At 61.3% G+C, this 24,221-nt stretch carries 21 protein-coding genes; 4 read left to right on the top strand and 17 right to left on the bottom strand.

Annotated elements, in window-relative coordinates:
* Window positions 1-37: 37 nt before the first annotated feature.
* The 4 genes from F6X24_RS00235 to F6X24_RS00220 are packed head-to-tail and all read right to left on the bottom strand — an operon-like array spanning window position 38 to window position 3,866.
* Window positions 38-1,114 carry a glycosyltransferase family 4 protein gene (locus F6X24_RS00235; RefSeq protein WP_151085721.1) on the bottom strand — a complete coding sequence of 359 codons (1,077 nt, stop codon included), beginning with the start codon at window positions 1,112-1,114 and terminating at the stop codon, window positions 38-40.
* Between the two features lie 11 nt (window positions 1,115-1,125).
* A complete protein-coding gene (locus tag F6X24_RS00230; protein ID WP_151085720.1) occupies window positions 1,126-1,935 on the bottom strand; it encodes a DUF4129 domain-containing protein in 810 nt (269 codons plus the stop codon).
* A complete protein-coding gene (locus tag F6X24_RS00225; RefSeq protein ID WP_151085719.1) occupies window positions 1,916-2,875 on the bottom strand; it encodes a hypothetical protein in 960 nt (319 codons plus the stop codon). Before F6X24_RS00225 ends, F6X24_RS00230 begins: the two co-directional genes overlap by 20 nt.
* Before the next feature lie 37 nt (window positions 2,876-2,912).
* On the bottom strand, window positions 2,913-3,866 hold the full coding sequence (locus F6X24_RS00220; RefSeq protein ID WP_151085718.1) for a stage II sporulation protein M: 954 nt from the start codon (window positions 3,864-3,866) through the stop codon (window positions 2,913-2,915).
* Between the two features lie 102 nt (window positions 3,867-3,968).
* Between F6X24_RS00220 and F6X24_RS00215 the strand changes: the two genes are divergently transcribed.
* Window positions 3,969-4,730 carry an RDD family protein gene (locus F6X24_RS00215; RefSeq protein WP_151085717.1) on the top strand — a complete coding sequence of 254 codons (762 nt, stop codon included), beginning with the start codon at window positions 3,969-3,971 and terminating at the stop codon, window positions 4,728-4,730.
* A gap of 169 nt (window positions 4,731-4,899) precedes the next feature.
* Here the strand turns inward: F6X24_RS00215 and F6X24_RS00210 are convergent, their stop codons facing one another.
* From F6X24_RS00210 to F6X24_RS00155, 12 genes are all read right to left on the bottom strand, one after another.
* Entirely contained in the window at window positions 4,900-6,450 is a 1,551-nt protein-coding gene (locus tag F6X24_RS00210) for a carbon-nitrogen hydrolase family protein (protein WP_394349950.1), read from the bottom strand.
* Window positions 6,451-6,754: 304 nt separating this feature from the next.
* Window positions 6,755-7,894 (bottom strand): T9SS type A sorting domain-containing protein, encoded by a 1,140-nt coding sequence (locus F6X24_RS00205; protein ID WP_151085715.1) that lies wholly within the window; start codon window positions 7,892-7,894, stop codon window positions 6,755-6,757.
* 99 nt (window positions 7,895-7,993) lie between these two features.
* Window positions 7,994-8,662: a 3-oxoacid CoA-transferase subunit B gene (locus tag F6X24_RS00200; RefSeq protein ID WP_151085714.1), complete on the bottom strand. Its 669-nt coding sequence runs from the start codon at window positions 8,660-8,662 to the stop codon at window positions 7,994-7,996.
* A gap of 131 nt (window positions 8,663-8,793) precedes the next feature.
* Window positions 8,794-9,492, bottom strand: a complete 699-nt coding sequence (locus F6X24_RS00195) for a CoA transferase subunit A (RefSeq protein ID WP_151085713.1) — start codon at window positions 9,490-9,492, stop codon at window positions 8,794-8,796.
* Window positions 9,489-10,724: a carboxypeptidase-like regulatory domain-containing protein gene (locus tag F6X24_RS00190; protein ID WP_151085712.1), complete on the bottom strand. Its 1,236-nt coding sequence runs from the start codon at window positions 10,722-10,724 to the stop codon at window positions 9,489-9,491. Before F6X24_RS00190 ends, F6X24_RS00195 begins: the two co-directional genes overlap by 4 nt.
* A 142-nt stretch (window positions 10,725-10,866) precedes the next feature.
* Window positions 10,867-12,105 (bottom strand): carboxypeptidase-like regulatory domain-containing protein, encoded by a 1,239-nt coding sequence (locus F6X24_RS00185; RefSeq protein ID WP_151085711.1) that lies wholly within the window; start codon window positions 12,103-12,105, stop codon window positions 10,867-10,869.
* A gap of 16 nt (window positions 12,106-12,121) precedes the next feature.
* Window positions 12,122-13,072 carry a bifunctional riboflavin kinase/FAD synthetase gene (locus tag F6X24_RS00180; RefSeq protein ID WP_151085710.1) on the bottom strand — a complete coding sequence of 317 codons (951 nt, stop codon included), beginning with the start codon at window positions 13,070-13,072 and terminating at the stop codon, window positions 12,122-12,124.
* A 29-nt stretch (window positions 13,073-13,101) separates the two neighbouring features.
* On the bottom strand, window positions 13,102-13,941 hold the full coding sequence (gene truB, locus F6X24_RS00175; RefSeq protein ID WP_151085709.1) for a tRNA pseudouridine(55) synthase TruB: 840 nt from the start codon (window positions 13,939-13,941) through the stop codon (window positions 13,102-13,104).
* A complete protein-coding gene (locus F6X24_RS00170) occupies window positions 13,938-14,768 on the bottom strand; it encodes an undecaprenyl-diphosphate phosphatase (protein WP_151085708.1) in 831 nt (276 codons plus the stop codon). The genes truB and F6X24_RS00170 overlap by 4 nt, the downstream gene beginning before the upstream one ends.
* Window positions 14,769-14,793: 25 nt before the next feature.
* The gene (locus F6X24_RS00165) at window positions 14,794-15,138 is read right to left on the bottom strand and encodes a DUF3098 domain-containing protein (RefSeq protein WP_151085707.1); all 345 of its coding nucleotides are present in this window, start codon (window positions 15,136-15,138) and stop codon (window positions 14,794-14,796) included.
* 14 nt (window positions 15,139-15,152) lie between these two features.
* Window positions 15,153-16,037 (bottom strand): cell division protein FtsX, encoded by an 885-nt coding sequence (locus F6X24_RS00160; RefSeq protein WP_151085706.1) that lies wholly within the window; start codon window positions 16,035-16,037, stop codon window positions 15,153-15,155.
* A gap of 114 nt (window positions 16,038-16,151) precedes the next feature.
* Window positions 16,152-20,756, bottom strand: a complete 4,605-nt coding sequence (locus F6X24_RS00155) for a translocation/assembly module TamB domain-containing protein (RefSeq protein WP_151085705.1) — start codon at window positions 20,754-20,756, stop codon at window positions 16,152-16,154.
* A 228-nt stretch (window positions 20,757-20,984) separates the two neighbouring features.
* Here F6X24_RS00155 and tsaD point away from each other — a divergent pair, with 228 nt between their 5' ends.
* The 3 genes from tsaD to F6X24_RS00140 all read left to right on the top strand — a co-directional run bounded on the left by tsaD (window position 20,985) and on the right by F6X24_RS00140 (window position 23,482).
* Entirely contained in the window at window positions 20,985-21,983 is a 999-nt protein-coding gene (gene tsaD, locus F6X24_RS00150; protein ID WP_151085704.1) for a tRNA (adenosine(37)-N6)-threonylcarbamoyltransferase complex transferase subunit TsaD, read from the top strand.
* A 120-nt stretch (window positions 21,984-22,103) separates the two neighbouring features.
* Window positions 22,104-22,559, top strand: a complete 456-nt coding sequence (smpB, locus tag F6X24_RS00145; RefSeq protein ID WP_151085703.1) for an SsrA-binding protein SmpB — start codon at window positions 22,104-22,106, stop codon at window positions 22,557-22,559.
* 134 nt (window positions 22,560-22,693) lie between these two features.
* Window positions 22,694-23,482 carry a C40 family peptidase gene (locus F6X24_RS00140; protein WP_229725242.1) on the top strand — a complete coding sequence of 263 codons (789 nt, stop codon included), beginning with the start codon at window positions 22,694-22,696 and terminating at the stop codon, window positions 23,480-23,482.
* 75 nt (window positions 23,483-23,557) lie between these two features.
* Here the strand turns inward: F6X24_RS00140 and F6X24_RS00135 are convergent, their stop codons facing one another.
* Window positions 23,558-24,220, bottom strand: a complete 663-nt coding sequence (locus F6X24_RS00135) for a uracil-DNA glycosylase (protein ID WP_151085702.1) — start codon at window positions 24,218-24,220, stop codon at window positions 23,558-23,560.
* Window position 24,221: the final 1 nt, after the last annotated feature.

Here is a 24,221-nt window from a genome sequence, read left to right as displayed (position 1 = left end):
GCGAGTAGAAGGGAAGCTGAGAGCCATGCGCCGGCAGCTAAGAGCCTAACAACGTGTCATACACGGCCAGGTAATCGGCGGCCGACTGCGCCCAGCTGAACGTGGCGGCGTGGGCGCGTAGCTCGGTGGCGCGGGCGGGGTGGGCCTGGTACTCGGCCAGCCCCGCGGCCAGGGTGCGGGCCATGGCCGCGGGCGTAAAGTCGGGGAAGTAGCGCGCCGCCGCGCCGCCTACTTCGGGCAGCGAAGTCAGCTGGCTCAGAAATACTGGTTTGCCAAACTGCATAGCTTCCACCACGGGCAGGCCAAAGCCCTCGGCCAGAGAAGGTTGCAGGTAGGCCAGGCAGTGCTGATAATACCAGGTTTTATCGGCCTCGCTGATGCGGGTAAGAATGGTGACGCGGTCGGCCACGCCGGCTTCGGCGGCGGCGGCCCGAATCCGGGCCACATAGTCGGGCTCGGCGAAGCCGCCGGCCAGCACCAGCTCGTAGTCGTTGCCGACCAGCAGCGGCGGCAGCACCCGAAAGTTTTTCTTGGCATTAACCGCGCCCAGACTGAAGAGGAACGGCCGGCGCGGTGCGTAGGCCGGCTGGTGGTTGGGCACCGGCACCAGCGCCTCAACGCCGCGCCGCACGTAGCGCATGGGCTTGCCCGGCTGGTAGCCCAGCAGGTCGGCGTGGCGCAGAATATCTTGGCGCACGAAGTCGGAAATGGTGACGATATAATCGGCCCGCCGAATATTGCGGCGCACCATTGCCAACTGCCGGGTATAGGTGCGCTCATCGGGGTTTTCGTGCAGGAAGTTGAGGTCGTGTACCGTAAGCACCACTTTGGTAAAGGGGCTGGTGGGCACGTACCAGCTTAGCTGCGAAGTGCTGTGCCACAGCCGGAAGCGGTAGCTGGGCGGGTTGAAATATTTGTGAAAGCTGCGTTGCGTAAGGTACTCAACGCCTTCGGTACCCAGGGCTCCCACCTCAGCCGGCGGCACGTAGCAGCTGAGGTGATAGCGGTGGTTCTGGCGCACCAGCTCCTCGGCCAGCGGAAACACAAAATGACTGAAGCCGCTGTGGCGGTCGCGAAACGGCTCGCAGTCGAGGCAAATAGCAGGGAGCGACATGAAAAACTAGCTTAAGAAACACCCGCCCGGGTGGCCCCGAGCTGCCGGCTCAGCCCAAGCTGGCCGGCGCGCACCTCGGTATAGAGGGTGGGCGAAAGGGGCAATTCGCCGTACCACACGTACTCGAACTGTCGCGTTAGCTCGGCAAAGGACGGGCGTAGCGCGGGCCGCTGGCCAGCCAGCTCGCGCAGGTAGGTCTGGTTGGTTTTGTCGGGCTGCCAGCTGATGAGCTGCCGGTCGGTGAGCTGCTTGAGCAGCTCCAGGTAGCCCAGGCGCGTGGCCAGGCGGAAGTTGCCGGCCTCCTCGGCCGCCTGCAGTCGGGCCGGAAAATCCAGCTCGTGAATATTTTCGCTCTGCGCGTCGTAGGGGAGCGCCGCCCGGCCCGGCGAGCGCCCAAAGGCCGCCGTAAGGTCAACCTGTAGCAGCTTGAGCACCACATACACCACGGCAGCGGCCAGCAGCCCATAAAGGAGCCAGCGCCAGAAGCCGGCGTAGCTACCGGTGCCCAGCCAGGAAAACTTGCTGAGCAGCCAGCGGAAAATACGCTGCCAGAAGCGACTCCAGGCACTGGAAGCCTCGTCGGTAGCCGGCGGTGCCTCGCGATAATCGAACTCGCGCTGGCTGTGCAGCTCGTTCAGGCGGGCCGCCACGGCGGCCGGCTGGCGCAGGCGCACAGCACCCTGGTCGGGAGGCAGCGTTTGGGGAGCCGGCGCGAGTGGCCGGGCAGATGCTGCGGGAGTAGCCCGGCCAGTTGCCGTCAGCAGTGAAGCCGATAGTAGCCAGATGGCCAGGCCCCGGTATTTAATAGTCACCTTCCTCATCGGGGCGATAGGTGGTAGCGCCAGGGCCGGTGGGTGGTGCCTGGCCTAGCTGGTCCACGAGCTGGTGCAGGCCCACGCCCTCGCGGCGCTCCACCAAGTTGAAATACTGAAAGGCCAGCACCAGCAAAATGGGTGGGTAAAGCAGCAGGGTAACCGTGGTGAAGAGCAGCGTATTGATAACAATGAGTACGGGGCTAAACTGCCCGGGCTCGCTACTAAGGGGCAATGCCCCGTGCAGACTTGCGCGTAGCACCCCGAACACCAGGCCCAGCCCAATGAACAGCAGGTACAGCAGGAAGGTCATAATAAAAATGAGCCCGAACGTAGACCACCACTTGCCCTTGGTCAAACTCAGGCAACGGCTGATGGTGGCCAGGAAGCCTGTTTCCTCGACTACGGCTACGATAAAGAACAAGCTCAGCGCAATGCTCAGATAAAAGCCGGGGAGGAAAAAAACGATAGAGCCGAGTAGCAGCACCACACAGAGGCCGACCAGCGAAAAGACCGAGCCCACCAGCCGGCGGCGCACCACGCCCCACACTTCGGCAACTGTGATGGGCGTGGGGGCAGCATTGGCCGGCCGCAGGCAATGCACCAGGTAGCCATATATGGTGAGCACGAGCACGGAGATGAACACCAGCGACACGGCAATATTGAAGTAATATAGCGGATTGGCCATGTTTGCAAGCATAGCCCGCTGCATGGCCAGCGGGTTGCGCTCGGGCGGGTAGCGGGTGGTAGCTAGCATCGAGCTTAGCATCCGCGACTGTAACAGGGCGGTAAGAATGCCTTGCACCAGGGCCAGGGGAAGCACCAGGTAAAGCATTACTCGCCCCAGCGGCCGCCAATGCACGCCGATAAACTCGAAGGTAGCGCTGATTTTTTGCCCAAAATCCCGCTCCTGGCGGAAGTCTGACTCGTGGGTATAGCTAAGGGCCATCGAAAAAGGAAAGAGGGAGGAGAGGAGGGAAAATAAGTTAGGTGGCCTGCAGGCGCTGCCGCAGCTGGCGGGGCCGATACACAAAATACCAGCCGATAAACGCCGCCGAGCCGCTAATAATGAGCAGGCTGGCCGCCAGCGGCATCTCGGTATGGCGCGTCACGAAGCTTTCCAGAAAGCCGGCAATGCCCAGCAGCGGCACAATGCCCAGCGCCAGCTTCAGGCTTTCGCGGGCGGCCAGGCGCAGCGACTCGCGCCGGGCATACGTGCCCGGAAACAGGAGCCCGCGCGCCAGTACGAAGCCGGCCCCACCCGCCAGCACGAGCGAGGAGATTTCGAGCGTGCCATGAATCCAGATTGTGAGCAGCGAGGCCAGCAGTACTTTCTGCTGAAAAAAGAAGTATTGAAAGGCCCCCAGCATCAGGCCGTTGCGAAACAGCATAAACGCAGTGCCGATGCCCCCCGTGATGCCGAGCGCAAAAGTCAATAGCGCAAGCTGAATATTATGAGTGGTAATGCTCAAAAACATCGGCAATTCGGCGCTTTGCTTGTACACGGCCATCGGGTCGCCCCGCCGGATGCTGGCCAGCGTCTGGTTCACGTAGTCGTCGCCGAGCACCACCCGCACAAACGTGTCATCGCAGGCCGCCGAAAGCGCGCCTACCAGGCCGCTCAGCACAAACACGAGCAGTGCCCAGCGCAGCTCGCGCCGGTGCCGGCCCACCACCAGCGGTATTTCTACGGCCCAAAGCCGGGCAAAGCGGCCCCGCTCTTCGACCTTGTTTTTATAGAGGGCCTGGTGCTGGCGGCTGGCCAGCTGGTTGAGGTAAAGCGTTGTGTCAGAATGCGGGTAAAAGGTCTGGGCGTAGGCCAGGTCGTCGGTTAGGGCTACAAAGCGGGTGGCCAGCTCATCGGCATCGGTGGGCACGGCAGTGGTTTCGTAGTGCTGCCACCGCTCCTGGTTGAGACGGCGAAATACGGCTTCGCGCATATAAGGAAAAATTGCGGGTTTGCAGGCGGTGAAGATAGGGGTGCGCCAGCGTTACTTTGCCATACTCAGCGGCTGGTACCGCTGTTTTTGCCGCTGCCTGCTATGTCCACTATCCGCGTTCACACCACTCAGAATGTTACCCTTGAATACGAAGCCGCCAGCGTGGGCGACCGTATCGTGGCGGCCCTGCTCGACTACCTGCTGCTCATTGCCTGGGGCGTACTGTGGGCGCTGCTGCTGTCCTACTTTGCCGATGGTTACAGCGGGGTTAGCAGGCACCTCAGCTATAGCGACCCGGCCGGGGTGCTTGGGCTGCTGCTGCTGGCGATTATCTGCTTGCCTTTCCTGTTTTATTTCCTGCTCGCTGAAATCTTTTTCAATGGCCAGACTCTGGGTAAGAAGGCGCGCCATATGCGGGTGATGCGCCTCGACGGTACCCCGGCCGGGCTCGGCGACTACCTGCTGCGCTGGCTGTTGCGGCCTATCGAAATTATAGCCACCGTGGGCAGCGTGGCCGCCATCAGCGTGCTGGTCAATGGGAAGGGCCAGCGCCTCGGCGACCTGCTGGCCGGTACCACCGTGCTGAGCCTGCGGCCTGCACACGCCACGCAGCTGCTGGCCCGGGAAGCGGCTATACCCGATGGCTACCAGCCCGTATTTCCGCAGGCCGCCCAGCTCAGCGACCACGATGCTGCCCTGCTGCGCCAGCTGTTGAGCCGGGGTATAAAACAGGGCAATTATCTGCTGCTCAACGAAACAGCCCTCAAGGTAAAAGCTCTGCTGGGCATCCACACCGACTTGTCGGATGAGCCATTCCTGCGCACCATCCTGCGCGACCAGGCTTACCTGCTGGCGCAGGGGTAGGTACTATATGGTATTTACACTATGATAACAGCCTCACCCAAACCTGGGTGAGGCTGTTATGCCAGGCGTGCTGGCAGCGCTTCGTAATGGGTAGCACGCTGCTATGGGGAGTAGCTCCGGCCCAATGAGCGGATTTTCACCTCCTGCCTCGGCAGCTGGCGCGTTTGCGTTAGCCAGCGGCTACGGCCTTGCGGCGGCCGGGCTTCACGGCGGGCTGGCGCTCCTCGCCCTGCGTCAGCAGCTCTTCGTCGCGCTGCTGGTCAGCTTTTTTCAGCCAGCTTACGCTGTAAAGGTCCTTGCGGCGGTCGCGCAGGTTGCGCACGGCCCCGCTGCTGTTCAGGTCTTTAAGCAAGTCGAGGTCGAGGTCGGCGATGAGCGTCATCTCGGTATTGGGCGTGGCTTCGGCCACGATGGCATCGTGCGGGAACGCAAAGTCGGAGGGGCTGAATACCGCAGATTGCGAATATTGAATATCCATGTTCTCTACCCTGGGCAGGTTGCCTACCGAGCCCGTGATGGCCACGTAGCACTCGTTCTCGATGGCGCGGGCCTGGGCGCAGATGCGCACCCGCTGGTAGGAGTTCTTGGTATCGGTCCAGAAGGGCACGAAGAGAATTTTCATGCCCTCATCGCTCAGCAGGCGCGACAGCTCCGGAAACTCGACGTCGTAGCACACCAGGATACCGATTTTGCCAAAGTCGGTGTCAAAGCACTTTAGCTTATCGCCGCCGCGCATACCCCAGTAGCTGGCCTCGTCGGGGGTTACGTGCAGCTTGTACTGCTCGTCCACAGTGCCGTCGCGCCGGCATAAGTAGCTGACGTTGTAAAGCTTGCCATCTTCATAAACGGGCATCGAGCCCGCGATTACGTTGATGTTGTAGCTCACGGCCAGCTCCATCATGCGCACCTTGATGGGCTCGGTGAACGCCGCCATGCCCCGGATAGCCGCCGAAGCCGACTCCTCGTTGGTAAGAGCCATCATGGGGGCATTAAAAAACTCCGGAAACAGCACTAAGTCCGCCTTATAGCCACTCACGGTATCGACAAAGAACTCAATTTGCTGAAAAAAATCTTCCAGGCTCTTGGTGGCGCGCATCTGCCACTGCACAATGCCAATGCGCACGTTCGACTTCTGGTTGCCGATAAGCTTGTCGAACTCCTCATCGTAGTAGACGTTAATCCATTCCAGGAGCGTAGCATAAGCCTTTGACTCCGAGTCGTAGGGCAGGTAGCCGCGAATGATTTTACGCACGTAAAACTCGTTCGAGAGCTGGAAAGTAAGGATGGGGTCGACGAGCTCCTTGTTGCGCACCATCTCCACGTACTTGGCGGGGGTCATCTCGCCCGCGTAGGGGGCATAGCCGGGAATGCGGCCACCGGCCACCATAGCGCGTAGGTTCAGGCTCTCGCACAGCTCCTTGCGAGCATCGTAGAGCCGGCGCCCCAGGCGCAGGCTACGGTATTCGGGGTCAACAAACACATCGACGCCGTAAAGGGTATCGCCTTCGGCGTCGTGGGTGTCAAACTTGCCATTGCCCGTTATTTTGGCGTAGGTGTGCTTGTCGCCAAACTTGCTGTAATCCACGATGATAGCCAGTGCGGCGGCCACTACCTGGCCGTTGTCTTCGATGCAAATCTGGCCTTCGGGAAACTTGCGCAGCAGTGCCGCAAACTCGTCGGCCGTCCAGGCACCTTCCATGTTGGAGTATACTTTCTCCATGATGGCCTTGATGGCCTTAAAGTCGTTGCGGCGCAGCTGGCGCAGCACCAGCTTGTGGGCCGGCACGGCGGTGGGCGTCAGGCGCTCGTCGAGGGCCGTGAGAGCAGGCCCGAGCTTACTGCTTTTTTTGTGGTGGTGCGCGCCGCCGGGCGCGCCCTTGCCAGTAGATGAAATAGCCATTATAGCTCAGGTAAAAAATCGGGTTGAATAAGCGGGTGGCCAGGCAAAAGTAGCTGTCGGGCCGACCAAGGCCGACCAGCCGGCAAGCACCGCTCCCGCTAAACGTATGCCTGTACGCGTAAGTTTATTCGCGTACTACCCGGCGCGTGGCCTGGCCCTGGCTGGTTTGCACTGTAAGGAGCAGCACCCCATGGAAGCTGCCAAGCGTGGCCGCCTCCAGCGTGAGCGCCCCGCCGGGGCTGCCAGCAAAGCGCCGGCTGAACAGCTGCCGACCCAGCAGGTCGGTGGCCGTTACCGTGAGTGGCCCGCTGCCGGCCGGTACGGTCAGGCGCAGAGCGGTGCCGGCTACTGAAGGATTGGGGTAAACGCTAGCTACAGCATTGGCCGCCGCGTTGCGGGCAGCCAGCCGCACAATGCGCCGGTACACATCGCGGTACTCAACCCCCGATACTACTTCCGCGCCCGCCACGGTGGTGGTGGTGATAGTCAGCACCGGTACGTGCACGCCCTTGGCCAGCCAGCGGTACTCGTGGGTGAGGGGCAGCGTCAGGCCCTGGCCAGGGGCGCCCCCAGCCGCGAGGCTGTCGTGGTCGAGCAGGGTTGCCACGAGGCGCACTGCCTGAAAGGTGCCGAAGGGCGTCGTAATCGTGCCCCAGGCGTCGGGCTGACTGGTGCGCTGGCGCTTCTGGCTGAAATATCCCGTGCCGGCCAGCACCACCGGCGTAGTCAGCAGCGAATTGCTGACGCTGGCCCCACTGCCGTAGCTGATGGGAAAGCGATAAATAACGTCCTGCTGCGCCTGCGAGGCATACGTTACGGGCACCGCTAAGCCATTGAGGGTGCCGCCGTAGCCTACCAGGCGGAAGTCGGCCGGCGATACGCTGGAAAACTCCAGCGGGTCGGTAATGGGCAGCCCCAGGGCAGTGGCGGGCAGCGGCAGCGCCCGCGGCACCACCAGCGTAGCCCGGGAGGCTGGGTTCAGGAGCGGGTTATTAAACGTAAACTGCAGGGTCGCCGCCGTGGTATTCACGTTGGCGTAGCGGTCAACGGTTTGGGAGCTGGCTACGAGGCCCGAGTAATCCCAGGTTTGGTTGGCTCCGTTGCGGCTGAGGGGCGGCGCACTGGCGGGCAGCCCGCTGGCCTGGCTCAGGCGCAGCGTATCGCCCACGGCCGGCATATCGGCGGCCGTGATGCTGGGCGACGTCTGGGCCCGGGCCGTGCCGGCCAGCAGCGCAACAGCCAGAAGTAGCGAGTAGCGAAGCATAGGTAGTGGTAGTTGGTAAGTTGATTTTCAGCTTAAAGCTACCATCTCGTCCGCCTTGGTCGTATGAAGATGGCGTAGGAGCCGGCGCTGCCGCCCTGGCTACACGCCGCTCATTTCGGGCACGTCCTCATCGGGCATGGGCACTACCAGATGGCCGGCCGTGGCCGCCCGAATCTGGGCCACGCTCACGCCGGGGGCCCGCTCGCGCAGTACAAAGCCATCGGGCGTCACATCGAGCACCGCCAGCTCGGTCACGATTTTTTTCACGCAGCGCAGGCCGGTAATGGGCAAGCTGCAGGCAGGCAGCAGCTTGGATGAGCCGTCGCGCGCTACGTGCTGCATGGCTACGATGATATTTTTGGCCGATGCCACGAGGTCCATCGCGCCGCCCATGCCCTTCACCATCTTGCCCGGAATCTTCCAGTTGGCAATATCGCCGCGCTCCGATACTTCCATTGCACCCAGAATGGTAAGGTCCACGTGCTCACCGCGAATCATGGCGAACGAGTCGGCCGAGGAGAACAGGCTGGAGCCGGGCAGCGTCGTAACGGTTTGCTTGCCGGCATTGATGAGGTCGGGGTCAACTTCCCTTTCGGTAGGAAACGGGCCCATGCCAAGCAGGCCGTTCTCCGATTGCAGCTCTACGCTGATGCCGGCCGGAATGTAGTTGGCCACCAGCGTCGGAATACCGATGCCGAGGTTCACGTAGGAGTTGTTTTGTACTTCTTGCGCAATGCGCCGGGCGATGCCGTGTTTGTCGAGAGCCATATAAAATTTAGGTGGGAAAAGGCGGTCATGCTGAGCTTGTCGAAGCATCTCGCCCGAATCGCGAGCGTGTAGGCAGGTGGCGCAAGCGAGATGCTTCGACAAGCTTAGCATGACCGCCTGTTCTCCTCAATTCAGGACGTGCGTACCGTGCGCTGCTCGATGCGCTTCTCGTAGTGCTGGCCCTGAAAGATGCGTTGCACGAAAATACCCGGCGTATGAATCTGATTAGGGTCCAGCTCGCCGGCCGGCACCAGCTCTTCGACCTCGGCCACCGTGATTTTGCCGGCCGTGGCCATCATAGGGTTAAAGTTGCGGGCCGTGCCCTTGTAGATAAGGTTGCCGGCCGTGTCGCCTTTCCAGGCCTTTACGAGGGCAAAATCGGCGGTGAGGCCCGTTTCGAGCAGATACATCTTGCCATTAAATTCGCGGCTTTCCTTGCCTTCGCCCACTTCGGTGCCGTAGCCGGCCGGCGTGTAGAAGGCCGGGATGCCCGCCCCGCCGGCCCGGCAGCGCTCGGCCAGCGTGCCCTGCGGAATGAGCTCCACTTCGAGCTCGCCGGCCAGCAGCTGGCGCTCAAACTCGGCATTTTCGCCCACGTAGCTTGAAATCATTTTCTTTACCTGCCGCTTTTGCAGCAGCAGGCCAATGCCGAAATCATCGACGCCCGCGTTGTTGGAGATGCAAGTGAGGTCTTTCACGCCCAGGCGCAGCAGCTCCTGAATGGCGTTTTCGGGAATGCCGCAGAGGCCGAAGCCGCCGAGCATCAGGGTCATACCGTCGGTCAGGCCTGTGAGGGCAGCCTGGGCGTCGGCCACAGTTTTGGTTATCATGGGTGGGAGGGCGAAGCGGGAGGCACGTAATTCACGGGCAAAAATTCACCCATTTTTTCGAAACCCATGTACTCGCTGGTAAAGACGGCTATCGGATTCAGCAGTTTCCCATTGGGTTGTATCTCAGCTTCAGGTACTAACAGCCGAAGCCGCGATACTTCTCGATTACGCGGAGCGGGCGCGCCGGGTGGCCCTATTGTCGCCATCCCTATGCGGTAGAGTGGGTCGGGCGTTTCGCCAAAATAGGCTACTTGCAGCTCTTGGGTAAAGCGTAAAAAGATGTGCGCTTTATCGGTCGATACGCGGCGTACACTATCAATGGGGCGGGCGGCGGTATGAAGCACCGCAAATGCTTTCGGTGCTTTAACCCATTTGCTTATCGAATCTTCTTCGGCAGGGGTGAAGAAGAGCCGCGTATATCTATACTTATGCAGCAAGGCCAGGCGCATACTATCATTATGGGCAAGGTGGGTATTGGGTATGAGGCGTACCTGCTGCATCAGAAAGCCTGCCTCCTGCACCTGGTTGTCGTAGACGCTTTTCAAAAAATGCGTGAGCGAGCCGTAATAAGCCGTTGCGCGGTTAGCTACCCAAATTTGCTGCTGGCGCTCGTTGCGCGGGGTCATCTCTTCGAACACCGGCTGGCCATAAAAGCTGATAATATCCTGGGCAAACTGGCACCTGAAGCGCAGGCCATAATATTTGATGTGATAGCCAAGCGCCTGGTTATCAACCTGTATGTAGTTGCTGGCCGTTGCATTAAGCTCTCGTTTAACGACGTCGTAATAAACGTCCAGGTCTTTGTGATTGACGATGCTGCACTGTTTCGAGAACGAGGTACTTCCTAAAAACAGCTCTTTAAACTTGCGGTAATCGTCGGCGCGATGCGGGTTGGAAGCCCGCACTACCACCTCGCCGAGGTGGTTGGCCGAAGGCAAGAGGCTGAACGTGAGCTGTTGAGGAGCGGCTCCGGCAGCTATTACCACCCGCTGCTTGCCCAGGCTATAGCCTACGTAAGAAGCCACGAGGTCGTAGCTGCCCAGCGGAATGCGCGCAAAATCAAAGTGGCCTTGCTCGTTGGTAGTGGCGCCCAGCGTGGTGGTAGCCAGAAACACGCTGGCGAATGGCAGGGGCTGGTGCGTTAGCGAGTCGAGCACGGTGCCGCTGAGCACCGCCTGCGCTGTCGCCAGCCGGGAAAGTGGAAGCAGCAGGGCAACAAGTAGTCGGTACATGCCAGGGTGTTTTACTCGGTTAGCAGCGAGCGAAAGTACTAGGGCAAGTAGTAGTTGATAGAGCTAAGCTAAGATAGTAGCCAGGTTTAGGATAAATATAATAAAATTAATATATTTAGGAAGTATCCGAAAAAGCAACATGCTATTTACCTGGGCCTGCTTTATCAGCCGTTGCGGGAGGCTGATAATCAAGCGGTAAAAACTCGCCGATTTTCTCAAAGCCCCAGTATTCGCCGGTCGAGACAGCCAGCGGGTCGCGTAGCGAGCCGTTGGGGCGAATCTCGGCCTCGCGCGCCTGCAGACGCAGGCGCGACACCTCGCGCTGGGCCGGGTAGGGCTGCCGGCGGGGCTCGGGGCCGAGCGTGGCCATGGGAGCGTCGTACTGCGGGTCGGGAGCTTCGCCAAAGTGAGCCACCTGCAGCTCACCGGTAAAGCGCAGGAAAACATGGCCATCGTCCGATACGCGGCGCAGGCTATCGATGGGCCGGGCAGCCGGAAAGAGCGTGGCGAAGGCCGGGGCTACGCTGCCGAGCCGGGCCAGCGAGTCCTGCTCGGCTGCCGTGAGCGAACCGGCCGGCCGCTTTCGCAGCTGGCTGAGGCGTACAAAGCGCGGGTTGGGCGTGAGGCGCACCTGCTGAGTCAGGAAGTTATTGGCGCGCAGGGTATTGGTGTAAACGCTGCGTAAAAAATGCGGAAACGAGCCGATGTAGGCCGTCACGCGGTTGGCATCCCACTGCTGGCGCTGCGCCTCGTCGCGGGGTGTCATTTCTTCAAATACCGGCAGGCCATTGAAGGTAATTGACTCGTCGTCCGTATTATAGGTGAAGAACATGCCGAAGTATTTCAGCCGATAGCCCAACGCCTGGTTCTCCACCTGCACGAAGTTGCGGGCCGAGGCCGTCAGCTCGTGGGTCGAGTCGTTGGTGTACACCACTACGTCTTTGGGGTTGGTGATGTGGCACTGCCGCGAAAACGTGCTTTCTCCCAGGAAAAAGTCGGTAAACTTCTTGTAGTCTTCCTCCCGGTGCGGGTTGGCGCTCACCACTACCTCGCCCAGCGTGGCCCCGCTGGAGCCCAGCCGCAGGGTCACTTCCTGCTTGGCCGCGCCCGCGCCCACGGTGATGCTCTGCTTGCCCAGGCGGTAGCCCACGTACGAGCCGACGAGGTCGTAGGTGCCGGCCGGCACCCGCGGAAACTCAAACTGCCCCTGCTCGGTGGTAGTGGCGCCCAGCGTAGTATTGGCCAGAAACACGCTGGCAAAGGAAAGCGGCTTTTGGGTAGCCGAGTCGAGCACTACGCCGCTGACGCGGCCCTGCGCCCGGGCCGTACCCAGCATTCCCAGCCCGAAAACCCATAGCAATACAATGCGCAATTTAATCATAAGCAGCAGTCAGCAATTAGCAAGCCAGGGCGGCGCGGGTGGCCTGGGCATCCAGCGCCAGCTGGGCTTTGAGGGCGTCGAGCCCGTCGTATTTCTCCTCGCCCCGCAGCCAGGCAACGAATTCGAGCGTCAGGTATTGCCCGTACAGGTCGCCGCTAAAATCAAGCAGGTTTACCTCAATGGTTTGCGCCAGCCCCTCGCCAATGGTAGGCCGCACGCCGATGCTGAGCATGGCCGGGTGCCGGGTGCCGGCCGCCGTAGTGGCCCACACCGCATAAATACCCTGGGCCGGCACCAGCTTCAGCTTCTCGGGCACGCTGAGGTTGGCAGTAGGGTAGCCGATGGTGCGGCCCAGCTGCTGGCCCGTCACCACCAGGCCCGTAAGCGGGTACTGATAGCCGAGGTAGGCCGTGGCCGTAGCCACGTCGCCGGCCCGCAGTGCCCGCCGGGTGCGGGTGCTGCTCACGCCCACGGCGTCCACATCCTGGCGCGGAATCTCCTCTACCGTAAAGCCGTAGCGGCCGGCGTGCTGGCTCAGGTACTCGAAGCTGCCCTCCCGGTTTTTGCCAAAGCGGTGGTCGTAGCCGATAACCAGGTGGCGGGCATGAACGGTGTTTAATAGTAATTTCTGAATATATTCTTCCGACGTCCACTCGGCAAACTCGCGGGTGAAGGGCATTACCAGCAGGTAATCGACGCCGAACTCGGCCAGCCGGGCCGTGCGCTCTTCCAGCGTATTAAGCAGCTGCAGCTCCAGCAGCTCGGGGTGCGAAGGGGGCGGGCCCAGCACCAGGCGCGGGTGAGGCCAATAAGTGATAACTACGGCCACGCCGCCCACCGCGTCGGCTACCTGCCGCAGCCGCCCCAGAATGCGCTGATGCCCCCGGTGTACCCCATCAAAGGTGCCGCTCGTAACCACGGCATTGGGGAGATAAGGAAAGGAGGCTGGGTCGGTAATAACAACCATAGAAAGCAGTGTTGAGCAGCGTAGGCCAATTACGCAGATTCGGATGGGGGCGGTGCATCCGGCACCTGCGCGGCCGTGGCTGCTGCCTGCTGGGCCGCGTAGTAGTCGAGGCCGGTCCGGGCCACCGGCCTGCGCTCGCGGGGCGGGCGCTCGGCGCGGCCAGCAGCTGCGGCCTCGGGGTGGGGCGGGCGCAGGGCCTGGACCTCCGCTATCGTCCAGGCATCGGCGAGCTGGTAGCTGCCGATGCGGGTGCGCACCAGGCGCGTGAGGTGCGCGCCACAGCCCAGGGCCGCGCCCAGGTCGCGGGCCAGGCTGCGGATGTAAGTCCCCTTGGAGCACACCACCCGAAAGTCGATTTCCGGCAGGGCAATGCGCGTGAGCTCAAACGCTTTAATCTCGATGGTTTTCGGCTTGATAACGGCTTCCTCGCCCTTGCGGGCCAGCTCGTAGGCCCGTTGCCCGTCTACCTTCACCGCCGAAAAAAGCGGGGGCGTCTGCTCGATTTTACCCAAAAAGGCACCCACGGCGGCCGCAATTGCTTGGGGCGTCAGGTGCTCGTAGGGCCGCTCGGCATCCACGGGCGTTTCGAGGTCGAAGCTGGGCGTGGTCTGACCCAGGCGAAAGGTGCCCTCGTATTCTTTTTCCTGCGCCTGAATCAGGTCTATTTCCTTGGTTTTTTTGCCGGTGCAGAGAATCAGCAGGCCGGTGGCCAGGGGGTCGAGGGTGCCGGCATGGCCAATCTTGCGCGGGCGCAGGGTGTTCTTCACCTTGCGCACCACGTCAAACGAGCTCCAGGTCAGCGGCTTATCGAGCAGCAGCACTTCGCCCGCCTCAAAGTCGAAATCGGCCAGCTGCTTTTTCTCCCTCATACCAGCTCCAGGTTAACACCCAGGCCCAGCATCAACAGCAGCAGGCCCCCCACGATAATGCGGTAGATGCCGAATGCGCGAAAGCCGTATTTCGCCACAAAGCCCACGAAAAGCCGGATGGCCAGCAGGGCCACCACAAACGCGACTACGTTGCCCAGCAGCAGCAGCTTTACTTCGTCGCCCGAAAACAGGTGGCTCAGGCTGGTGCCGTGGCTGTGAGCTTCTTTATAGTAGTCGTAGATGTCCTTCGCGGCCGCGGCGGCCATCGTGGGCATGGCCAGAAAGAAGGCAAACTCGGCCGCTGCCCGGCGCGTCAGCCGCTGAGTGAGGCCGCCGATAATGGTGGCCGCCGACCGGCTCACGCCCGGCACCACGGCCAGGCACTGAAACAGGCCGATAACCAGCGCTTCCTTAAAGCTGGGGTTGGTAACGGGATGGCCCCCTTCCCGAGGGTCTTCCTGCGGAAACCATTTGTCAACGAATAGCAGTACGACGCCGCCCAGCAGCAGCATAATGCCCACCGTCGTCACCGATTCGAGCAGGGCGTCGATGTGCTTTTTGAGCAGCAGGCCCACTACCACAATCGGTAGAAAAGCTACCAGCAGCTTCAGGTAAAAGTCAATGCTCTGGAAAAAGCGCTTCCAGTACACCACCAGCACCGACAGGATAGCCCCGAGCTGAATAACGACCAGAAATAGCTTGGCAAACGGAGTCATCTCCATGCCCAGCAGCCGCGAGGCAATAATCATGTGGCCGGTACTCGATACGGGTAAAAACTCGGTGAGTCCTTCCACGATAGCCAGCAGCAGCGCGTGCCAGTAAGTCATTGGGTAGAGGTAGTTTATTGGCAGATTAGCCGGGGCGTTTGTAGGCGGGCTTGCTAGGAGTGGGCGTTGGCGTCGGGGCCACAGCCGGCTTTAAGTCGGCTGCGAGGGGAGCCGCCGCTACCGGCGCAGCCGGGGCCACTGGGGCCAGCTCGCCGGGATTGCTACGCACCATAATGGCCGCAAACTCAATTATGAAGCCTATAAACAGCAAAATCGGACCCAGCGTAAGGCCCAGGAAGCCCTCTCCGTAGTCGGCTTTGTCGAGCATCATGGTGATGAAGCCGACGGCCAGCACGGCCAGGCCTACCCACATCAGGCGGTAGTTGCGGGGGCCGAAAGCGAAGCGCGGGGCAGGAGTGGTAGGTTGCATAAGCGGGTGAGGAGTTAGTAAAGCTCGTCTAGCGAAACATTCAAATATTTATTTACTGCCCAATAAGAGCTGAAAAAGCCGATGGCCGTGCCCAGCGCCAGCACCCCCAGCAGCAGTAGCCCAATCAGGTGGTCGTCGCGCAGCAGGCGCAGCTGGGCAATTTCAAGGTAAGCGTATTGCAGCAGACTCAGCAGCACCAGCACGGCCAGCACCCCGCTGGCCAGGCCCTGCCAGGTAGCCCGCCGCAGGAATGGCTGCTGGATAAAGAACCGCGTGGCGCCCACGAGTTGCATGGACCGAATGAGCAGGCGCTGCGAAAACATGGCCAGCTTGATAGTATTATTAATCAGAATAACCACCACGAGCACCAGCACGGCCGCAAAGCCCAGCAGCAGCAGGCTCACGCGCTCCAGGTTTTGGTTGATGCTGGTAAACAAGCTCTTGGGGTATTGCACCTCAAACACGCCGCGCTGCTGGCCCAGGCTGCGGCCCAGCAGGCGCAGGTGGGTGGTGTCGGTGTATTCGGGACGGATTTTGAGCACGTACGCATCCCGCAACGGGTTGTCATCCAAGAAATTGTGAAAATCCTCGCCGGTGGTTTCCAGCAGCTGGCGGGCGCCTTCTTCCTTGCTCACGAAGCGTACCTGCGGGCGGCCTTCCAGCTCGGCCACGTAGGGCTGGTGCTCCAGGTCTTGCTGCAGGCGCAGCAGCTCGGTTTCGGGCAGGTTGCGCTCAAGGTACACCTGCACTTCCAGGTTTTCGCGCACTACTTCGCCCAGCTTGTGCGCGTGCAGCAGCAGCAGGCCAAATAACCCGATGACGGTAAGCGCCAGCGTAATGCTAAACACCACCAGCAGGGTAGGGTAGGAGCCGAGTTTCTTTTTGCGGGGCTTGGCCATAGAGCCGCAAAGGTACGCCCGGCTTTTAATCGCCTGTCATTGAAAATAACCAGCTGTCCTTGAGGCGCGCTGCTTCGTTGTACTCATCAGGGCAAACCGTTGATTGCTGATAACTTACAGATTCGTGCGCTTGTCTTCCTCCACCGTCAGCACTTCGCGGGCGCGGCGGGTGGCGCGCTCACGGCGGCTGGGCGCTTCGCGGCTAAACAGCTCGCTGATGTTATTAAACTCCTTGGTATTCAGCAGCGAAACCCCGGCGCGGGGCTGGTTTACGGTCGTCACGAGGTTGTCGCGCGGGGTGGTTTCGTAGCGCAGCTTGGCCCGAAACTTCCCGTCGGGCCGCAGAAAATACTCCAGGCTGAAATCGCCAATCAGCGAAGTCTGGGTATAGGGCAGGCCGGTGGCGGGGTTAATGTTAGCGCTGTTGGAATTGCTGATGCCCCCCTCGCGGGTGAGGCGCAGGCGGCCGCCCAGAAACGAGTAGCTCAGGCGCAGTTGCAGCGCCTGGAGCTGGTCGGCGGTGAGGCCGCTGATGTTGAAGTCAATTTCCAGGTTCTGGTCAATCTGCGATGTGAGCAGGCCGAGCTGCGAGGAAATAATCTGGCCCAGGCTGTTCTGCACCGCGTTGTTCTGGCCCGTGAGCGAAATACCGCTGAAGCTGTTGCTGTTTTGCGGAGATAAAGTCCTGAAAACCAGCAGGCTAAATACCTGACGGTTTAACTCCTGCTCGTCGTTGCGCAGCAGGGCAATAAACGAGGCCAGGTCGTTTTGCAGCGAGCTGGGCGCATCGTCAAACTCCAGCGCCAGCTTGATTACCGGCAGCAGCAGCGGCCCGGTCAGGTTCATGACGGCCGTAACGGGCACCACCGCGGCGCCCGTGCCCGCCCCGGTGCTTTGCAGAATCGGGGCCAGGGAAGTGCGCTGGGTGTAGGTGGCCGTCACGTTCATCTGGCCATCGAGCGGGTCGCCGTTCCAGGTAATGACGCCGCCCGGCTGCACCACAAACTCTTTATTAACAAGACCTTGCAGCGTGAAGTTGTAGGCGCCGCGCACAATCTCGACCTGCCCGTACATATTAAAATCGCCGCGCGTGTCGATGTTCAGGCGCAGCTGGCCGGTGGCCGCCCCCCGAATTACGTCGCCGGTGCTCTCATCGAGCAAAATCTCCAGGTAGGCGTCGGGCGTCACCGTCAAGTTCATATTCAGCTGAATACCCGAGAGGTCGACTTTATTCTGTTCGGCCAGGAGCGCCGCCTGCCGGGCCTGGCGGCGGCGCACCGAGTCGGGCAGGTTGCGGCTCACAAACTTGATGTAGCTGGCCTGCTCGGCTTTGGCGGCGTTGTCGAGGGGCAGCGCCAGGCGCGTGCCGGCTTCGGAAGTAGCCCGGACGTCTACCACGAGGTCGTCGACCGGGCCGCGCACGGTGGCCGTGCCGGTAGCGTACGCCGTGCCGAAGTACAGGTCGTTGTCGCGCCGGGTGGTGTGCAGCACCTGAAACTTGCGGAAGCTGGCGCTCATCTCCAGCGACATATTCTGGAAGCCCTGGTGGCGGATAATGCCATCCACCGTGCCCACGTTGCCCTGCTGGTCGCGCAGCTGCACTTTGTTAAACCCGATAGAAGTGGTTGTGAAGCTGATGCGGTCGGCAAAATGGTAGGTGGTGCCCAGGTAGCCAAACGTGAAGCGCCCATCGGTCACATCAACGGCGCCGGCCAGGGTAGGTGCCCCAAACATGCCGCCCAGCAGCAGCTGCCCGCGGCCGGTGCCGCCCAGGTTGGTGAGCAGGCCGCCTAAAAAAGGCTGGGCGAGTACTACCGGCGCATCGTTCAGCTCACCGGTCAGGTTAAATTGCTGGGTCAGCGAGGCCGGGGCCAGGTAGCCGGTCACCGTCAGCACGCGCTGCTGCTGGCGGGCTACGTCGAGGTTCAGCCGCAGCTGGCTGCTGGGGTTGTCCCAGTCGCCCCGCCCGGCCACCTGCCCGATGGGTGTACCCTCATACACGAGCGAATCGACGGCCAGGGTACTGTTAATATCGAGCTGGTTATATATTCCGCTTACGGCCGCTTGCATGTTCAGCCGGCCGCCCAGGTGCTGGTTGATGACCGAGCTCAGCGACGATAAATCAAAATTGGCAATGTCGAGCTTCAGGGGCGGCTGGTGTGGGTCGGGCGAGATAACACCCTGAGCGCTCAGGCGCTCGTTGCCGTGGCTGAGCACAAAGTTCTGAATGTCGAGCACCTTGCCATAGTCGCTGATTCTTACAGAGTTGTCGGCCGCAATGCTGTAGTCCTGGTCTAGCAGGTGCAGGCCACTGCGCCGGAATATCACCTGTACGGCCCTGGGCAGAAACTCCAGCGTCCCGTTAATAGCAGCGCGGTTAGTGGTGCCGCTTTGGGCCAGCGAGGTCGAAAAGCTGATGCGCTGCTGGTCCCACACGCCTTCCAGCACAAACTTCTCCGTGCGGCCCAGCGTCGGCAGCACCTGGTGCCCGGAGGTAAAGCTGGTCTGGGCCAGTACCTCGGGCTGGTAGGGCAGCTTGGAAGTGGTAAAGTCGAACTCCGTGGCAATGGTATGCACCGGCCCGTACCAGATGCTGTCGAACTTGCCGCCCAGCTGTAAAATCGACGTTTCACCCTGCCGGAACGAGCCATCGATGCTGCTGTTGTCGGCAATCTGCAGCTCCGGTACAAACAGGTTCAGTACCGGGTTTATGTGCTTGAGGTCGAGGTCAAGCTCAATAGCGTAGGTTGGCAGCCGGCGCTGGCGCTTGCGTTGGTAGTAGGCCGCGGTAGCCGCCGCATTGCTCTCAAAATTGAGGCGGTACTCGTGCCAGAGTGTAGTAAGGTCCTGCACCACGGCCGCAAACTCAAAGGCCCCATTGGCGGTGAGGTCCACCAGCTCCGAGTTCAGCTTTACCTGGCGCTGGCCCCGGCTGTTGCGGGTGCTGCGCACATCCAGCGTATCGAGGTCGAGGCTTTTGTTGCGCAGCGTAAAGTGTGAGCCGCGCAGCTGCGCCGTGCCCAGCAGCGAGTCGAGCTGCGTGCCGCGCAGGTTTACCCGCGCTGTGGTGCTCACGGTGAGCGGCACCGCCAGCAGCCCCAACGCGCCCAGGTTGGCGTGGGCCACGTTGGCCAGCACATCAATGTGCTGGTGCCGGGGGTCGAGGTTGAAATCGCCGGTGGCAGTGAGGCGGGCGGCCGGGTCGTTGGCCGTCACCTTGCCTTTAAAGCCCTGGCCCGCAAAGTCGCCGTCGAGGCTCAGGTTGTGGTAGCGGTAACCCGCCAGCCAGATGGCCGGCACCGTTACCACGGCGTGGCCCTTGGCAATGGGCGGCACGAAGCCCGTGCCCGTCACGCGGCCATCTACCGATACATCGCGGATAATCGACTCGTCGCCAATGAACTTACCCACATTAAAGGCCGTGCTGTGGACGGTGCCCTCGTACACCGCGTGGTCGAAGTCACTCTTGGTCTTGAGGTTAACGTCGGTCGATAGCGCGCCCAGCGCCGTATCGAAGCGGGCCTTGCCCACAAAGTCGTTGTAGAAGCCGACAAACTGCCCGTCGAGCTTTACCAAACCCAGGCGCTGCACCAGCTTATTGGCCGAGGCGGGCAAGAAGCGCCGCAGGTCGGCCGCGTCAATCTGCGAGGGCTGGAGGCGCAGGTCGATGAGGCTTTCGCGCCAGTGGGGCAGGTTATCGGCGTGGGCGCGGCTGGCCACAATGTGGGTGCGGCGGCCATAGCGCACATCCAGGTTCTTTATCTGGAAGTCGCGCACGTAGCCTTTGGCATCGCCCGAGATAAAAACGGAGTCTTTCAGCGCAGCCAGGTCGGGCGCGAACTTGGCAATATCATCCGTGTAAAGTTTGGCCCCGCGCAGCTGCGTCACCACGCGCATCGAGTCGTTGAAGTCGGAGAAGTTGCCGAAGCGCTTGTACTCAAAGCGCACGTACTTGCGCAGCTCGCTACGGCCCACCCGCAGGGTCAGGTTGTTGAACTCCCAAAAGTGCTTGTTGTACTGAATGTCAGCCGTGAGCTCGCGCAGGCGGGTATGTGAGGGCGTTTCCACGGTGCGCAGGCCGGCAATGCGGGCGCGCAGGGTATCGGTTTTCCAGTTAAGCTGCGAGATGTTGGCGTAAATGCTGTCGGCCACCAGGTGGTCGTAGTCGATGGCCCGGCCGTAGAAGGCCTCGCGCGGCCGGTCGGGCCGCTCAATGGCAAAGTGCCCGTTGCGAATGGCTACCTCGTGCAGCTGAAAATCGAAGGGCTTGGAGGTCGTACTCGTGTCGGGGGCCCCGCTCAGGCGCTTAATGGCGGCCAGGAACTGGTCGAGCGTAGTAGAGTCGGGCCGGCCGGCCACGTCGCGCAGCACAAAGCGCGGCTCGGTAAGCGTGAGCGTACCCACGTGCAGGTGGCGCGGGTCAAACACCGAAAACAGCTTGATATCGGCATCGGCCTGGCCCACGCCAAAGAGCTCGCCGCCGCGCCGGTCCAGCACCCGCACGCCCTCCAGCAGCACATGCGAAAACGGCCGCACATCGACGCTGCCAATCTCTACGTCCTGCCCCAGCTTCCGGGTTAGTACCTCGGCTACCTGGTGCGCTACCCGCGTTTGCACGCTCGGCACACGCAGCGCCAGCAGTATTCCGCCCACCGCCAGCACCAGCACCACGGCCAGCCCAAGCAGAATTTTAAGCAGAATATGAAGAAAGCGACGCACGAAAGACGGAAAAGACTGGTTTAGTGAAACCCCTGGTCGAGCAGTTACTAACGCAAAGGTGCGGCTTTTAGCGCGCACTACCCGCGCCAACGTAGGAGGAAGCAGCCAGGTTCGCCCGAACTTTGCGGTTTCGCTTTGTTACTTCAAGGGCAGCCCCGCGTTTGTTCTCGCATGTTCTCGCAAGCGCAGGCTCGCAAGAACCCCGGACTTTTAAGCAGATACCTACACATGAATCTTCTCGCTATCGAATCCAGCTGCGACGACACCGGCGCGGCCGTGTTTCAGAACGGCCAGCTGCTGAGCAACGTGGTGGCCGGCCAGGCCGTGCACGAGCAATACGGCGGCGTGGTGCCCGAGCTGGCTTCGCGGGCGCACCAGCAGCATTTGCTGCCCGTAGTGACGGCCGCGCTGCGCCAGGCCGGCCTCAGCAAAAGCGACCTCGATGCCGTGGCCGTGACGCAGGGCCCCGGCCTGCTGGGCTCCCTGTTAGTAGGTAACCTGTTTGCCAAAAGCCTGGCGCTGGCGCTGGGCAAGCCGCTGCTGGCCGTGAATCACATGCGGGCGCACATCCTGGCGCATTTTATCCGGGAGCCCAAGCCGGTATTTCCGTTTCTGTGCCTCACCGTGAGCGGCGGCCACACCCAGCTGGTGGTGGTGCGCAGTGCCCTGGATATGGAGATTCTGGGTCAGACTATCGACGACGCGGCCGGGGAGGCGTTCGACAAAACGGCCAAGCTGCTGGGCTTGCCCTACCCCGGCGGCCCCCGCCTCGACAAGCTGGCCCAGACCGGCAACCCGCGCCGCTTCGAGTTTCCGATTGGGGCCATGGATGGCTACAACTTCTCGTTCAGCGGCCTCAAAACCTCGGTGCTGTACTTTCTTAAAAAGGAAGTGGCCGCCAACCCCGAATTCATTCAGCAAAACCTGGCCGACCTCTGCGCCAGCATTCAATACACCATTGTGCAAACGCTGCTGCGCCAGCTTAAAAAAGCGGCGCTGGCTACGGGCCTGCGCCAGGTGGCCCTGGCCGGCGGCGTAGCGGCCAACTCGGGCCTGCGGCAAGGCTTGCAGGCCCTGGCCGAGACGGAAGGTTGGCAGGTGTTTATTCCCGACTTCCAGTTTTGCACCGACAACGCGGCAATGGTGGGCCAGGCGGCCATCTTCCAGTATGAAGCCGGCGACTTTGCCAGCCAGCTCACCAGCCCCGACCCGCGGTTGAAGCTGTAGGGGCGCGTCGCACGCGCCCGCCTTTGTCCATGCTCCTGCAATAGCAAGCATCTAACAACTGGCCCTGCCTGCCCGTACATTGCGCCCCAACGGGCAGGCGCGGCCCGTCCCTCCGGTTTTATGAAAGACAAGACTCCCGCCAACATCAACATCAAAAACCGTCGCGCCAGCCACGAATACACCTTTCTGGCTAAGTACGACGCGGGCATGATGCTGCAAGGCACCGAGATAAAAAGCATCCGCGCGGGCGAAGCCAACCTCCAGGATGGGTACTGCACCTTCGACCACAAGGGCGACCTGTGGGTGCACAGCGTGCGCATTGCGCCCTATACGCTGGGCACTTACAACAACCACGATGCCATGCGCGCCCGGAAGCTGCTGCTCAACAAGCGCGAGCTCAAGCAGCTGGCCGGCAAGATGGACACCGGCCTCACCATTGTTCCGCTGCGCCTCTTCGTGACCGACCGCGGCTTTGCCAAGCTCGAAATTGCGCTGGCTCAGGGCAAAAAGCTTTTCGATAAGCGCGACGACCTCAAGGCCAAAGACCAAAAGCGCGAAATGGAGCGCTATCGCTAGCTTTACTTTGAATGTGAAAATGTGCGGATATGGAAATGTGGAAGATAGCTGCGCTGCCCAGCACATGGTAGTCTGCTTTTTCCTCAATTCATTTTCACGTTTTTCACATCTCGCACATTGCCACATTTAATAACTTGAACCACGGTATTTGCGCCCTGAGCGCCGTTCCTGTCCGCGCCGAGCCAACCGACCGCGCCGAGCTGGTCACCGAGCTGCTGTTTGGCGAATGCTACACGGTGCTGCTCGCGCAGGGCCACTGGCTGCGCATCGAGTCGGCCGCCGACAGCTACCTGGGCTGGATAGATTACAAGCAGCACCGTCCCGTGAGCGAGGCGTACTTTGCCGCCTGGCAGGCCCAGGACCACCCCCGTGTGCTCGATGTAGTGCAGGTGGTATCCAATGCCGCGATGCGGCAGCCCATTACGCTGGGCTGCCGCCTGCCCTTCTTCGATGGCATGACGCTCCGGGTCGGTGATGATAACCCGCTGTTTTACAATGGTCCAGCTACCAACCCGGCACAGCCTGCTACGCCCGAGCGCCAGCTGGCGCTGCTGCGTAAAATGAGCCAGCACTTTCTGCGCGCCCCCTACGTGTGGGGCGGCAAGCAGGTCTTCGGCCTCGACTGCTCGGGCCTGATGCAAACGCTGTTTGGGCTGGTTGGCGTGCAGCTGCCCCGCGATGCCCGCCAGCAGATTGCGCTCGGAGTGCCCGTCGATTTCGTAACCCAGGCCCGGCCCGGCGACCTGGCTTTTTTCGATAATGCCGACGGCAATATCGTGCACGTTGGCTTAGTGTTCGACGATGGTCTCATCCTGCACGCCCACGGCGAGGTGCGCCTCGACCCGCTCGACCACAACGGTATTTTCAACCGCGACCGCAAGCGTTACAGCCACAACCTGCGCCTAATCAAGCGCCTGCTGTAGCGTGGGCGCTGCGAGTCCGCGCGTAGAACGACCTGGACGATACCACGCGCGGACTCGCAGCGTCCACGCTACTGCCTACCAAGCTATCGGCTGCTCGCCGTGCCGCTCCAGCCACGCATTGGCTTGGCTGAACGGCTTCGAGCCGAAGAAGCCGCGGTCGGCCGAGTAGGGGGAGGGGTGCGCGGCCTTCAGAATGAGGTGCTTGCGGGCATCAATCAGCTCTTCTTTTTTCTGCGCATACGCGCCCCACAGGATGAACACAACGTGCGGCCGCCCCGCCGAAACCTGGCGGATAACGGCATCGGTAAATTCTTCCCAGCCTTTTTTCTGGTGCGAGCCCGGTGTGGCCGCCCGCACCGTAAGCGTGGCATTGAGCAGCAGCACGCCCTGCCGCGCCCAGCGGTCGAGGTTGCCGTTGGCGGGGGCCGGCGTGCCGGGAATATCGTCTTGTAGCTCTTTAAATATATTTTGCAGCGAGGGGGGCGTACGAATGCCTTCATTTACCGAAAAAGCCAGCCCGTGCGCCTGATTTTTACCGTGGTACGGGTCCTGACCCAGAATAACGACCTTTACTTCCTCAAACGGGCAGGCGTCGAAGGCATGAAAAATCTGCGAGCCCAGCGGATATACTGTGGTGGTAGCATACTCGCCGCGCACCCAGGCGGTGAGCTTCTGAAAATAAGGCTTTTCAAATTCGGCTGCCAGCACGGGCTGCCAGCTTTCAGCAATCTTGACCATA

The organism is Hymenobacter baengnokdamensis (assembly GCF_008728635.1).
In the GTDB taxonomy this organism is placed as follows: Bacteria; Bacteroidota; Bacteroidia; order Cytophagales; family Hymenobacteraceae; genus Hymenobacter; species Hymenobacter baengnokdamensis.
Note: the sequence above shows the minus strand (reverse complement) of the source record. Positions and strands in the feature narration are given on the sequence as shown.